At 61.0% G+C, this 12,851-nt stretch carries 15 protein-coding genes; 12 read left to right on the top strand and 3 right to left on the bottom strand.

The features are described 5' to 3' along the window. The first annotated feature begins 6 nt into the window (after positions 1–6). Together cydB and cydX are read left to right on the top strand one after the other, a co-directional pair. Positions 7–1,167 (top strand): cytochrome d ubiquinol oxidase subunit II, encoded by a 1,161-nt coding sequence (cydB, locus tag Q0072_RS08825; protein WP_298328651.1) that lies wholly within the window; start codon positions 7–9, stop codon positions 1,165–1,167. Between the two features lie 137 nt (positions 1,168–1,304). Then, the gene (cydX, locus tag Q0072_RS08820) at positions 1,305–1,427 is read left to right on the top strand and encodes a cytochrome bd-I oxidase subunit CydX (protein WP_126419631.1); all 123 of its coding nucleotides are present in this window, start codon (positions 1,305–1,307) and stop codon (positions 1,425–1,427) included. A gap of 136 nt (positions 1,428–1,563) precedes the next feature. On the opposite strand, the gene Q0072_RS08815 is transcribed toward cydX, so the two are convergent. Continuing rightward, positions 1,564–2,769, bottom strand: coding sequence for a polysaccharide biosynthesis protein (locus Q0072_RS08815; RefSeq protein ID WP_298328646.1), 1,206 nt, complete (start codon positions 2,767–2,769; stop codon positions 1,564–1,566). Positions 2,770–2,950: 181 nt separating this feature from the next. Between Q0072_RS08815 and Q0072_RS08810 the strand changes: the two genes are divergently transcribed. Genes Q0072_RS08810 through moaC form a run of 3 tightly spaced genes read left to right on the top strand, consistent with a single transcriptional unit; the run spans position 2,951 to position 4,141 of the window. Next, positions 2,951–3,202 (top strand): MoaD/ThiS family protein, encoded by a 252-nt coding sequence (locus Q0072_RS08810; protein WP_298328643.1) that lies wholly within the window; start codon positions 2,951–2,953, stop codon positions 3,200–3,202. A gap of 4 nt (positions 3,203–3,206) precedes the next feature. Further along, positions 3,207–3,668: a molybdenum cofactor biosynthesis protein MoaE gene (locus Q0072_RS08805; protein ID WP_298328638.1), complete on the top strand. Its 462-nt coding sequence runs from the start codon at positions 3,207–3,209 to the stop codon at positions 3,666–3,668. Continuing rightward, the gene (gene moaC / locus Q0072_RS08800) at positions 3,665–4,141 is read left to right on the top strand and encodes a cyclic pyranopterin monophosphate synthase MoaC (RefSeq protein ID WP_298328635.1); all 477 of its coding nucleotides are present in this window, start codon (positions 3,665–3,667) and stop codon (positions 4,139–4,141) included. Before Q0072_RS08805 ends, moaC begins: the two co-directional genes overlap by 4 nt. Here moaC and Q0072_RS08795 read toward each other — a convergent pair. Next, the gene (locus tag Q0072_RS08795) at positions 4,138–5,007 is read right to left on the bottom strand and encodes a 50S ribosomal protein L11 methyltransferase (RefSeq protein ID WP_298328632.1); all 870 of its coding nucleotides are present in this window, start codon (positions 5,005–5,007) and stop codon (positions 4,138–4,140) included. The genes moaC and Q0072_RS08795 overlap by 4 nt on opposite strands. Positions 5,008–5,102: 95 nt before the next feature. Between Q0072_RS08795 and Q0072_RS08790 the strand changes: the two genes are divergently transcribed. From Q0072_RS08790 to Q0072_RS08775, 4 genes are all read left to right on the top strand, one after another. Next, positions 5,103–5,924, top strand: a complete 822-nt coding sequence (locus tag Q0072_RS08790; RefSeq protein WP_298328629.1) for a hypothetical protein — start codon at positions 5,103–5,105, stop codon at positions 5,922–5,924. 20 nt (positions 5,925–5,944) lie between these two features. Then, positions 5,945–6,697 (top strand): gamma-glutamyl-gamma-aminobutyrate hydrolase family protein, encoded by a 753-nt coding sequence (locus Q0072_RS08785; RefSeq protein WP_298328627.1) that lies wholly within the window; start codon positions 5,945–5,947, stop codon positions 6,695–6,697. A 460-nt stretch (positions 6,698–7,157) separates the two neighbouring features. Further along, positions 7,158–8,549, top strand: coding sequence for an aspartate aminotransferase family protein (locus Q0072_RS08780; RefSeq protein ID WP_298328624.1), 1,392 nt, complete (start codon positions 7,158–7,160; stop codon positions 8,547–8,549). Positions 8,550–8,744: 195 nt separating this feature from the next. After that, positions 8,745–8,996 carry a hypothetical protein gene (locus Q0072_RS08775; RefSeq protein WP_298328621.1) on the top strand — a complete coding sequence of 84 codons (252 nt, stop codon included), beginning with the start codon at positions 8,745–8,747 and terminating at the stop codon, positions 8,994–8,996. A gap of 86 nt (positions 8,997–9,082) precedes the next feature. Here the strand turns inward: Q0072_RS08775 and Q0072_RS08770 are convergent, their stop codons facing one another. Then, positions 9,083–9,832 carry a hypothetical protein gene (locus tag Q0072_RS08770; protein WP_298328618.1) on the bottom strand — a complete coding sequence of 250 codons (750 nt, stop codon included), beginning with the start codon at positions 9,830–9,832 and terminating at the stop codon, positions 9,083–9,085. Positions 9,833–10,020: 188 nt separating this feature from the next. Between Q0072_RS08770 and Q0072_RS08765 the strand changes: the two genes are divergently transcribed. From Q0072_RS08765 to rpsG, 3 genes are all read left to right on the top strand, one after another. After that, positions 10,021–11,610, top strand: a complete 1,590-nt coding sequence (locus Q0072_RS08765) for an alpha-amylase family glycosyl hydrolase (protein ID WP_298328615.1) — start codon at positions 10,021–10,023, stop codon at positions 11,608–11,610. A gap of 286 nt (positions 11,611–11,896) precedes the next feature. Beyond that, the gene (rpsL, locus tag Q0072_RS08760) at positions 11,897–12,268 is read left to right on the top strand and encodes a 30S ribosomal protein S12 (protein WP_013478452.1); all 372 of its coding nucleotides are present in this window, start codon (positions 11,897–11,899) and stop codon (positions 12,266–12,268) included. A 12-nt stretch (positions 12,269–12,280) separates the two neighbouring features. Further along, the gene (gene rpsG / locus Q0072_RS08755; protein WP_013478453.1) at positions 12,281–12,754 is read left to right on the top strand and encodes a 30S ribosomal protein S7; all 474 of its coding nucleotides are present in this window, start codon (positions 12,281–12,283) and stop codon (positions 12,752–12,754) included. The last annotated feature ends 97 nt before the right edge of the window (positions 12,755–12,851 follow it).

Genomic DNA, 12,851 nt, shown 5'->3' with positions numbered 1-12,851 from the left:
ACCCTTATGGAACTACCTATCGACTACATGACCTTGCGGGTCATCTGGTGGCTGCTCATGGGCGTGCTGCTGATCGGCTTCGCCATTATGGACGGCTATGCGCTGGGCACGCTGGCGACCCTGCCGTTCGTCGCCAAAACCGACGAAGAGCGCCGGGCGGTGATCAACACCGTCTCGGCCACCTGGGAAGGCAATCAGGTGTGGCTCATCCTGGGGGGCGGTGCCATCTTCGCCGCCTGGCCCTTCGTCTATGCGGTGAGCTTCTCCGGCTTCTATCTGGCCATGTTCCTGGTGCTGTCGGCGCTGATCCTGCGTCCGGTCGGCTTCAAGTATCGCTCCAAGCGGCCGGGCAAGGCGTGGCGCAACAACTGGGACTGGGCGCTGTTCGTCGGCGGCTTCGTCCCGGCTCTGGTCTTCGGCGTGGCCGTCGGCAATGTGCTTCAGGGTGCGCCGTTCAGCCTCGATAGCGACCTGCGCATCACCTATCACGATCAGTTTCTGGGCGGCCTGCTCGGCCTGTTCAGCCCCTTCACCGTCCTGTGCGGCCTGACCTCCGTGGCCATGCTGCTGCTGCAAGGGGCAACCTGGGTGTCGCTGAAGATCGAAAAGGGTGCCCTGCGTGACCGCGCCATCACCTATGGCGTCTATGCGGCTCTGGCGGTGATCGTCCTCTATGCGCTGGGTGGCGTCTATCTCGCCTATGGCGGTCTGGGCTTCAAGGTCGTGGGTGACGTCGCCGTCAATGGCCCGTCCAATCCGCGCAATGCTGAAGTCGTCAAGGAAGCCGGCGCGTGGCTCCTCAACTACGGCAAATATCCGTGGATGATCGCCGCTCCGGTACTGGGCTTTGTGGGCACGCTGCTGGCGCTTCTGGGCCTGAAGACCAAGGCCGATCCGTGGGCCTTTATCGGGTCTTCCATCGGCGTGCTGGGCATTATCGGCAGCGTGGGCGTTTCGATGTTCCCCATCATCCTGCCTTCGACCGTCGATGCCCGCTCCAGCCTGCTGGTGTGGACGGCCTCCAGCTCGCACACCACCCTGTTCATCATGCTGGGGGTGACGCTGGTCTTCCTGCCTATCGTCCTGCTCTACACGGCGTGGGTCTATAAGGTGCTGTTCGGCCGTATCGAAGTGAAGGCGTTGAAGACGAATCCGGACCTGTACTAAAGTCGAGGGGGAAACGAACTTTCCCCCACGCGCCCCCTTTTAAACATCGTGAGGCATTTTCTCGGGGCGGCCCGTCGAAAATACCTCGCTTTCCTAAGTCAGGCTTTGCCGCAGGCAAAGCCGGAAGGAGTTGCAAAATGTGGTATTTTACCTGGGTGCTGGGCCTCGGTCTGGCCGTGACCTTCGGGATTTTGAACGGGATCTGGTTCGAATTCCTGACCACCGATGATCCCGATGCCGAAGACCCGCATAAGGATTGAGGCAAGCGCTTGCCGAAATGTGTGACGCACTTTTCGGATAAAAAAGCGCGTTAAAACAAAAACTTTAGAGCCATTCGGCGGCTCAACTGAGCCGACGAATGCTCTAAAAAACCCCGCTTGCGACAGCGGGGTTTTTTTACACCTCTTCCGTTTGCGGTGTCGGTGGCGGCGGGGAGTAGTCACGCAGGGTTTTGACGAAGCGGAAGACCTGCGCCTTGACGATTTCGTCCTCGCCGCGTTCGGCCAGCGTGAACAGTTCGCTCATCAGGTTAGGCGGCAGGTGCAGGTCCATCGCCTGATTGACCACCTTGAAGATACCCGGTCGCAGCGGCTCACGGATTTCGTTGTCGTCCAGCAGCGCCTCAGTGATCTTTTCGCCGTCGCGCAGACCGGTCAGGACGATCTTGATGTCCTTATCGACCTTGAGGCCGTACATGTCGATCATGCGCTTGGCCAGATCGTAGATACGGATCGGCTCACCCATTTCGAGGATGTACAGGCTCGACGTTTCCGACAGGTTGGTCGCGTTGTGCATGGCCGCCGTCATGACCAGTTGCACCGCCTCAAAAATGGTCATGAAGAAGCGTTCGACCTTGGGGTCGGTCAGCGTGATCGGCCCGCCGCGCTCGATCTGCGCCCGGAACAGCGGCACCACAGACCCCGTCGAGCCCAGCACATTGCCAAAGCGCACAACGCAGGCCTGATTGAGGTGGCCCATCTGCGACGAAATCAGGTGTTCGGCCAAGCGCTTGGTCGCGCCCATCATCGAGGCCGGCGCCACGGCCTTGTCCGACGAGATAAGCACCAGTTGTTTCACATTGGCGGCCTGAGCCGCGTCAATCACGTATTGCGTGCCCATGACATTGGTCAGCACGCCTTCCGACGGATTGATCTCAACCATCGGCACGTGTTTGAGCGCCGCCGCGTGGAAGATGACATCGGGCTTCTGCGCCACGAAAATGGCTTCGAGTCGCGCCTTGCGCCGGATTGAGCACAGGATCAGGCTGACCGGCGGCTTGCCAAACTCCAGGTTCAGCGACTGCTCGACATCGTAAAGCGCCAGTTCGCTGTGATCGATCAGGGTGACGTGCGCCGCCCCCAGACGCAGGGCCTGACGCGCGATTTCAGAGCCGATAGACCCACCGCCACCGGTAATCAGGATGCGCTTGCCCGCATAGAAGCTGAGCAGCGCGTCGTGGTCCAGATGCACCTGCGGGCGTTGCAGCAGCGACTTGTACGAAATCTGATCATTGGGATCGGCCAGCGACAACTTGACGTTGCGCCGCCCCATCAAGCCGGACTTGGCCAGAAACCGCAAAATACGATAATTAAATATGGCCATACGAACCTAATACCGGCCCCGGGAAAGAATAAAACCTACAGGCATTGACACCCCCCGCGTCGCGCGTGCATGGCGGTAATAAATCGCCCGCCTGCATACAACTTACAGCTTTTCGTGAAAAAAGAATAAGGTAATTTTGTGGGCGACCGATTTTCCCCAACAGTTTTCCACCGGTAGCTTTATGAAGGTCACAGTTCTCTTTTTTGGCAAGGTGGCCGACGTGATGGGCGAACGGCAGCGCGTGTTCGACCTTTCTGATACGTCCGCGCGGTTGTTTGACCTGCGCCACAGCGTTCTGGAACCGGCCTTTGCGTCCGGGGCGCTGGAGGTCCAGCGGGTGCTGATGAGCGTCAATCAGGCCCTGACGCACGAGGACCGTGCGTTGCAGGACGGCGATGAGGTGGCCTTTTTCCCCGTTTTTTCCGGAGGCTAAGGGCATGGCGGTGGTTGAAACCCTGTTGTTGCCGCAGGCGCTGGACGGGCAGGCCCTCTATGAGCGTTTTGTCGCAGCCAACCGCGGAGCCGGGGCCATTGTCACCTTTTCCGGACGCGTTCGGGGTGAAACGACAGAGGGCGCGGTGTCGCACCTGTGGCTCGACTGGTATCCCGGCATGAGCGAGCAGAGCCTGAAAGATATTGCGCAAGACGCGGCAGAGCGTTTTGACGTGCAGGCCCTGCTGGTGGCGCATCGCTGTGGCGAGGTGCGGGCCGAAGACGAGATTGTGTTTGTGGCGGTGGCTTCGGCGCACCGGCGCGCGGCCTTTGAGGCGGCGGACTATCTGATGGATCGGCTCAAGTCCGAGGCGGCCCTGTGGAAGCGCGAAGTCGGTGAGGGCTTTGCGCGCTGGGTCGAACCGACGGCCAGAGACGCCGATGATCTGAAACGGTGGACATTATGAGCGAAAACAGCCTGTCACACATAGGCAAGGATGGCCGCGCCCACATGGTCGATGTCGGCGCGAAGGCCGTCACGGCGCGCAAAGCCCGCGCTGAGGGGCGGCTGCTCTGCGCCGCTGAGACCCTGGCCATTGTGCGCGACGGCAAGGCCCCCAAGGGTGCGGTGATCGCCACGGCTGAGATTGCGGGCATTATGGCGGCCAAAAAGACGGCGGACCTGATCCCCCTGTGCCACCCCTTAAGCCTGTCGAAGGTGGGGCTGGAGATCGTGATGGATGAGGCCCTGCCGGGCTTTCGCCTCAGCGCCGAGGTGAAGACGGCGGGGCAAACGGGCGTCGAGATGGAGGCCCTGACCGCCGTGTCGGTGGCGGCGCTGACGCTGTATGACATGCTGAAAGCCGTCGATAAGACCATGCGTATCGACGGCATAGAGGTGGTGGCCAAGGCCGGCGGCAAGGCCGATTACGGGTATTAACTACCGCGCTGCATAACCAGCGTGCACCACGCATCACGATGGATACGGCGCACGACGCGGAAACCCTTGGACAGATAGGCGGCCTTGACGAAGCGCTCCTGCGTGCGCAGCAGACCCGACAGGATGACCGTGCCGCCGGGCTTGAGCGCCGTCTTGATCGACTGCGACAGGCCAACCAGAGGCCGCGCCAGAATATTGGCGAAGACGAGATCGTAGGGGGCGTCCTTGCGCACGTCCTTGTGGTTCAGGCCGTTTGCCCACACAAAGCGCGCCGCGGCCGAATTGAGTTTGGCGTTTTCGTTGGAGATACGCACGCTGATGGCATCAATATCGGTGCCGACGGCGTATTTGGTGCCGGTCTTGGCGGCGGCGATGGCCAGCACGCCGGTGCCCGCGCCGACATCGAGCACACGCTCATAGCGATGCTTTTTAAGCAGGTCATTATAGGCCCACAGACAGCCGACCGTCGTGCCGTGATGGCCCGTTCCGAAGGCGGCCCCGGCCTCGATGCGCAGATTAACCGCGTTGAGCGGCTTTTTGCCGCGATCGTGAATACCGTACACGAAGAATCGTCCGGCGCGCACCGGCGGCAGGCCCGACAGGGCCATGGCCAGCCAGTCGGCATCCGCCAGTTGATCCGCTGTGACGACCAGCTCCTGATATTCCGCCAGAAGCTCTTGTAAACGCTGATCTTCTTCCTCAGTGGTGGGGAAGGCGTCGATGCGCCAGATATTGCGGTCCTCATCCTCTTCGAGGATCGAATAGGTCGCGCCTTCGAGCCAGGCATCGTTGTCGATGGCCTCGGCGGCGGTTTCTGCCACCAGACGGGGGCCTTTTGCGATGATTTGTTGTGGATTATAAGTCATTGTAGGCTTTGCAGATCGTCCGATTCGATGTGACGGAAGCGTTTCAACGGTCTTTTATGCGTAAGGGGGCCCTTACGCCAATGGGAAAGTAGGCAATGGCGACGGAAAAAAAGACGAAGACGGCAAAGGTAGCGGAAATTCCGGCGGATGCCGGGGTCAAAAAGACCATTGCGCGCAAGGCACCCGCACCAAAGCCGGCGGTGGAAACCGCTGTGAAGGCCGCGACCGAAAAGACCGTCAAGGCCGCTGACGCCACCGCCAAGAAGGCGGCCAAGACCGCCGCCGTCGTGACGAAAAAGGCCGAAACCGCCACCAAGGCGGCGACCGCCAAGATCGAGAAGGCCGCCAAGACCGCCAAGGCAAAGGTCGAGAAGGCCGAAAAGGTCGTCGAAGCCGAGGTCAAGAAGGCCGCTCGCTCGACGACCCGTGCCGCTAAGACCGTTGCTGCCGTTGAGCCCAAGGTGACAAAGGCCCGCACCCGCGCCGCCAAGGCTGTCGAAGCGGCTCAGGGCGAGATCGACAAGGCCGTCAAGCGCGCCAAGCCGGCGCTCGATAAGGCCGCCCAGACCGCCAGCGCCGCCGCTGCCGTGGCCAAGGAAAAGCTGGAAGACGCCGCCGAAGCCGCCAAGCCGGTTGTCGAGCAAGCCAAGGCCAAACTCGACGATGTGGTCGAGGCCGCCAAGCCGAAGATCGAGGAAGCGGTGCACAAGGCCGAAGAGGTCGCCGCCGCTGCCAAAGACAAGCTGGACGAAGCCGTCGAGAAGGCCAGGCCGGTGCTGAACGAAGCCAAGGAGGCGGTCGAAGAGGCCGTGACCAAGGCCCAGACTGAGGCCCACAAGGTGCAGGAAGAAGTCAAGAAGGCGCAGGCGCAGGTCAAAAAGCGTGGCCTCTTGGACTGGCTGTTCGGCCGCAAATAGGCCACGGCACGGAGCGGCGGATGCACGAAGCCCTGCCGGTCATCGGCATCAGTTGCTGCCACCGCGACTTCGGCGTCGAAATGGCGCAGGCGGTGATGGACCGTTATGTCCGCGCCGCCACCACCTACGCCGAATGTTCCGCCGTACTTATCCCGGCCATCACTGGTTTCTTTGACGCCCGTTCCGTTGCTTCGCGACTGGACGGGCTTTTGCTGACCGGATCGCCCTCCAATATCGAAAGTCGCCGCTACGGTCAGGCCGAGGGGGAGGGGCCGTTCGACGCCGAACGCGATGCGGTGTCGTTTGCGCTGATCGAATGTCTGACCCTGATGGGCAAGCCGGTCTTCGGGATTTGTCGCGGCTTTCAGGAAATCAATGTGGCGCTGGGCGGTACGCTGCGCCGGGATCTGGGGACGGCACCTGAGGGCTCCGGGCGGCTGGATCATCATGCGCCCGCTGAGGCGCGCTTTGCTGACATGTTTGATCACCGGCACCCGGTGGCCCTGACGCCCGACGGGGTGTTGGCCCGCGCGGTCGGGCGTGAGGCGCTGACGGTCAATTCGGTGCATTTTCAGGGCGTTGACCGGCTGGCCGAGGGCTTAAGCGTCGAAGCCGTGGCCCCGGACGGCGTGGTCGAAGCCTTCAGCGCCAATATCGGCGGCGCGCAGATGCTGGGGGTGCAGTGGCACCCGGAATGGCAACCCGAGCTTTATCCTGACCGCCAGGTCTTCTTCCGCCTGCTCGGCGCAGCGGTGCGCGGAAGCGCGATTTAGTTTCTATCCCTTCCGATTTGGGAATGGGTTACGCCTACGGGTTTTCACCACGGATGCACACGGATGGCGGGCTTTGCCCGCCGACACGGATATCCGTGCCAGACGAACGAAGTTCGTCATCTGTGTCTATCCGTGGTTCAGAGAGAGTCGCAGGCTCGCAAGGGGCAATACCCGTAAGTCGTTGGCCACGAAAAACACGAAAAGCTGGAAAAGGCGGTAGCGTCTATCCATCCCTGAAGGGAAGAGGGCGCTTCGCGCAACAGTTTCCACGCAACGACGTTCGCGAGGTTCGTGCCGTTCGTGGTTTAAAAACCCGCTCACCGCTATCGTTTCCAGGCATTGCTAAACCCCTTCCGCAAATTGTGATCACAATTTTGTCCCGCCCGTGATTTGGCCATTCCGCTTTTGCCGGGGCGGGGCTATAGTCCCGTGAAACCCATGCTGTCACGGAGCGCCCGTCATGAATCTTCCGCTCAAAAACAACGAATCCGCCGAACTGAAGGCGCTCGATCTGGCGCACCACCTGCCGGCGCAGGCCGACTATGCGCTGCTGGAGCAACTGGGCGGCAGCCGTATTATCACCCATGCCGAAGGCTGTGTGATCACGGATATTGACGGCAAATCGCTGCTGGACGGCATGGCCGGGCTGTGGTGCGTCAATGTCGGCTACGGGCGCAGCGAACTGGCCGAAGCCGCCTATAAGCAGATGCTGGAACTGCCCTATTACAACACCTTCTTCAAGACGGCGACGGCCCCCGCTGTGCGACTGGCGGCCAAGATCGCCGAGAAGATGGTCCTAGGCAATCCGGACCTCAAACACGTCTTTTTCAACTCGTCGGGGTCTGAGGCCAATGACACGGTGTTTCGTCTGGTGCGTCACTACTGGACGCTGAAAGGCGAACCGGAGCGTCAGGTCTTTATCTCACGTCGCAATGCTTATCACGGCTCGACCGTTGCGGGGGCGTCGCTGGGCGGCATGACCTTTATGCACGCACAGGGTGGCCTGCCCATTCCCGGCATCGAGCACGTGCGCCAGCCCTATCTGTTCGGCGAAGGCTTTGGTCAGGACCCGGACGCCTTTGCCGATGCCTGCGTTCAGGATATCGAAGACCGCATCCTCAGCGTCGGGCCGGACAAGGTCGCGGCCTTTATCGGTGAGCCGGTGCAGGGCGCGGGCGGCGTGGTCATCCCGCCGGAAAGCTACTGGCCCAAGGTTGAGGCCCTGTGCCGCAAGTACGGCATCCTGCTGATCTGCGACGAAGTCATCTGCGGCTTCGGACGTCTGGGTCAGTGGTTCGGCCACCAGCATTATGGCGTCAAGCCGGACATCATCGCCATGGCCAAGGGGCTGTCGTCGGGCTATCTGCCCATTTCGGCGGTCGGCGTGTCGTCGCCCATCGTTGAGGTGCTGAAGACCGGCGGCGACTTCGTGCACGGCTATACCTATTCGGGTCACCCGGCGGCCTGTGCCGTGGCGCTGGCCAATATCGGCATTATCGAGCGCGAAGGCCTGATTGAGCGCACGCGCGAAGTGACCGGCCCCTATCTGGCAAAGGCCTTGAAGCGCCTCGACGGGCATCCGCTGGTCGGCGAAGCGCGCTCCATCGGGCTTTTGGGGGCGGTGGAAATCGTCGCCGAAAAGGGCACCAACCTGCGCTTCAAGGGCGCCGAAGGTCATGCCGGTCCGGTGGTGCGCGACATCTGTATCAAGAACGGCCTGATGGTGCGCGGCATCCGCGACACCATCGTCATGTGCCCGCCGCTGATCATCACCGAGGCCGAGATCGACCGCATTGTCGATATTCTGGAGGCTTCGCTGAATGAGGCTGAGCCGGTATTGCGTGCGCTCTGATCGCTTTCTTACGAAGCGGTAACGCCTCGCCTCGCGCCTTTTGATGCCCGGCGACGTATGGTGTTCGGGCATGAAACGAGCAAACCTGTCCTGCGACGCTGATCTGACAGCGCGCATAAAGTAAACGGCCCGGTCTGAGTGTCCCCCGGCTCAGACCGGGCCGTTTTGTTTCCGCTCGCCAAACAGGAGACACCTATGACCGCCCCACACGAGACCGATGATCCGCAAAAGGCCGAAACCGCCGATGTCCGCGAGCATTTTTCGCGCGACAAACCTTCAAACGGCGAACAGGGCGAAGCCTATGGCGACGAAAAAGACAGCAAGGACGAGCGGATGCAGCCCAAAACGCCGAACGGCAAGGGGCTGGCCAACGAACACTATGTCAAAAGCGATTCTGATCAACCGCGCGTCGCCGAGGAACCGGGCTCCTTAAGCGGCCGCAGCTAACCCCTGAGTCGCTATCGGCCATAGCAGATTTCACACGCGCGAAGGGGTACAGGCGCAACCAGAGCATTCGCCGAGCTATATGGTCGTCAGGCGAATTTGGATGCCACGGAACCGGGCTCATAATGTCTGGCGGGCTTCGAAGGGTTCGAGCTTTCAAACGCCTCACCCAAAATGCCCCTTGCCTCGGAGGACAGGGTAATTTTGTCATCTGACGCGCTGAAAAGCGTGAGCACTTGCGAGGCCCACGCCTCGACATTCTGGCTTCCGGAAGCGAGTTTCAGAGTTTGTGCGTAAGTTGCGTCAGAAACCGCGGACTTACCATCTGATTGCGCGGAAGCCAGATAGCGCCCCAGTTGATCCTGGGCGCGCAAGGTGGAGCGATATCCGTCGATGCTTGAATAGCGCTTGGTGCCTGTCAGCATGTCCGTCGGATTGACCTGAATAGTGAAATAGGTCTGCTGGTCTGTTTTCGACAAGCTGTCGAAGAACTTCAGTTGCATGCCTGCGACTTCGTCGCCGCGTCCGGCGGCAATCAGCGAGCCGGCCATTTGTGCTTCGCGTTGCTGGTAAGCCATGACCCGCTGAACGACGTCGCTTTGAACGGCTTGCTCGAAAAGGGCACCGCCAGCGCTATCCATACCCTTGGTTTGGCCATTACCAATCATAGTTCGCATCGCATCGAAAGCGGTCGCGCGCTCTGAATCGCTGTATGTGCCACTCGTGTCTGTAACGGTCGCGGCCAACTCAGCCCAACGGTCTTTGTTTTGAGCATAGGCAGATTGAGCGGCAGGTTGTTGAACCGCACTCGTATTCGTTGTGGCGCTGGTCACTTCCATAACGACGTCCTCCAGAAGAAAGTTAGCCAAGGGTAGAGTTCATAAGTTAACTCAGGGTTGATCTTTGAGGCTTTGTGAGTGGAGGTCGTCAAGTTGCCGATGGTCGCCGCATACGTATTCATCTGCCGGATGTCTGTTCGCCAATGGGCGCCTGTGTTTTCCTGCGTCAAAAGACAGGGAGACGGACAATGGTATTGAAATCGCTGATAGGCGCAGCGGTGGCGTGCGCGCTGCTGGCCACGACTGCGCAGGCGCAAACCGCCAAAATCGACGTATCGACGGTCGCCGCCCAGCCGCGCGACAATGGCCTGCCTGCCCACTGGAACCGCAGCGCCACCTTTATGGAGATATTCGTTCGTTCCTATCAGGACTCCGATGGCGACGGCATCGGGGATTTCAACGGCCTGACCTCGCGGCTCGACTATCTGCAAAGTCTGGGGGTGACCGGCATCTGGCTGATGCCCATGCACCCGTCGGCGGACAAGGATCACGGCTATGCCGTCAACGACTATCGCGCCGTCAATCCAGCCTATGGGACGATGGCGGATTTCGAGCGCTTTGTGGCCGAGGCGCACAAGCGCGGTATCGGCATCATCATCGACTATGTGATGAACCATTCGGCCAACGACAATCCGATCTTCCTCAGCGCCGCGAAATCCAAAACCTCGCCCTACCGCGACTGGTACATCTTCGCCGATAAGGACCCGAAGTGGGCGGGCTTTTCCTGGGGGCCGTGGCGGCAAAATAAGGTTGGCAAAGGCTATTTCTACGGCCTGTTCGACGATCAGATGCCAGACTTCAACCTGAAAAATCAGCGGGTGATCGACTATCACGCCGACAATTTCCGCTTCTGGCTGAACAAGGGCGTGGACGGCTTCCGCATCGACGCCGTGACCATGCTGGTCGAAAACGGCCCCACCGCCTATATGGATCAGCCGGAAAATATCGAGGTGCTGAAACAGGTCAATGCGGTGGTCAAGGCCTATCCCAACCGTTACCTGATCTGCGAAGCCTCCGAACAGCCCGCCCTTTATGCCGGTGAGGCCTGCACGAACTCTTTCGCCTTCGGCACGCAGAAGGAGATCAAGTCCAGCGCCCGCTACGGCAAGCTGTCGGCAAAGCTGGCGACGCAACTGGCCTCTGACAAGCGTCCCCTGATGCCACTGGTCCTGCAAAGCCACGACGCCTATGTCGGCGACCGCCTCATCAACGATCTTGACGCGGGCAGCTATCGCGTGGCGGCGGCCGTCTCGGTGCTGGCGTCTGACACGCCGTTTTCCTACTACGGCGAAGAGATCGGGCTGGCCAATAATGGCAAGTACGACGATCCCGGCCTGCGCGCCCCGATGAGTTGGGACGGCTCGGCCGGGCACGGCTTTACCACGGCGGCCAAACCCTATCGCGCTTATGCCACCAATGCCGCCACCCATAATGTCAGGTCGCAGACCGGCGAAGGCGGCAGCCTGCTGGAATACTACCGCGCCCTCTACCTGGCGCGGCAGACGCATCCTGTGCTGGCCGACGGGACGTTTACGCTTCTGTCGAAAGCCGGGGAGGAGACGCTTGTGTTCGCGCGTCAGAAGGCGGGGCAGAAGGGGCTGGTGTTCATCAACCTGTCCAACGCGCCTCAGACCTTTGAGACGAAGGGCGAGGGGGTGTGGGCTTCGGCACTGGACCTCGGTGCGCCGGCGCAACTGACGGCGCAGGGCGGCCAGCTGCGCCTTATCCTGCCGCCCAAGGGCGTGGCCGCCTATGTGGCGGCGGGCGTTCAGTCGTAACGCCCTTAGCCATGCCCACCTGTTCGCCCGCCTTTGGGGCGCTGGCGTGAATCCCGCTTGACCCGCCGGGGGGGCTCCTGTATAGCCCCCCAATCTTTTTTGAGGCGGGACCTGCAAGGGTCCGTTTTCAGAGCGATTGAGACAAGGGCCTGCGTGCCCGCCGTAACCCCCAAAGCGCGGGTTGCGGCTTTTGTGTTTGTCGTTTCCGATGCTTCTGAAGGCTACATCCCAACCGAGGTCGCCCGGCCAAACGGCACAGGCCTCCCCATCTAAGGCAAGAGATTAAATGCCCACGATTAACCAGCTTATCCGCAAGCCGCGCAAGCCGAACCCGAAGCGTAACAAGGTGCCGGCCCTGAAGGGCTCGCCCCAGCGTCGCGGCGTTTGTACGCGCGTTTACACCACGACCCCGAAGAAGCCGAACTCGGCTCTGCGTAAGGTCGCCAAGGTCCGTCTGACCTCCGGCATCGAATCGGTGTGCTACATCCCCGGCGTCGGCCACAACCTTCAGGAACACTCCGTGGTTCTGATCCGCGGCGGCCGCGTGAAGGACCTTCCGGGTGTCCGTTACCACATCCTGCGCGGCGTGCTCGACACGCAAGGCGTCAAGAACCGTAAGCAACGCCGTTCGCACTACGGTGCGAAGCGTCCGAAGTAAGGATAGAGACCTATGTCACGTCGTCACCGCGCAGAGAAGCGTGAAGTTCTGCCCGATCCCAAGTTCGGGGATCTGGTTGTCACCAAGTTCATGAACTACGTCATGTACGAAGGTAAGAAGGCCGTCGCCGAAAACATCGTTTACGGTGCCTTCGACATCCTCGAAGCCAAGAAGAAGGACGCAACTGCGGTCGAGACCTTCCATGCGGCTCTCGACAACGTCGCCCCGTCGATCGAAGTGCGTTCGCGCCGCGTCGGCGGTGCCACCTATCAGGTGCCCGTCGAAGTCCGTCCGGACCGTCGCCGTGCGCTCGCCATCCGCTGGCTGGTCAACGCCGCGCGCAAGCGTGGTGAAAACACCATGACCGAAAAGCTGGCCGGTGAGCTGCTCGACGCCTCCAACAACCGCGGCACCGCGGTCAAGAAGCGCGAAGACACGCACAAGATGGCCGAAGCCAACCGCGCGTTCGCGCACTACCGCTGGTAATTCCTTGCGGGACAGGGCTGTCACGGTCCTGTCAAAAAAGGTCTATAAGGCGCGGGCGACTTTGTTCATTAAGTCTCCCGCGCTTACGCATAGTGCC

It is taken from the genome of Asticcacaulis sp. (assembly GCF_027484505.1).
GTDB lineage: Bacteria > Pseudomonadota > Alphaproteobacteria > Caulobacterales > Caulobacteraceae > Asticcacaulis.
This window is presented reverse-complemented; position numbering and strand designations above follow the sequence as displayed.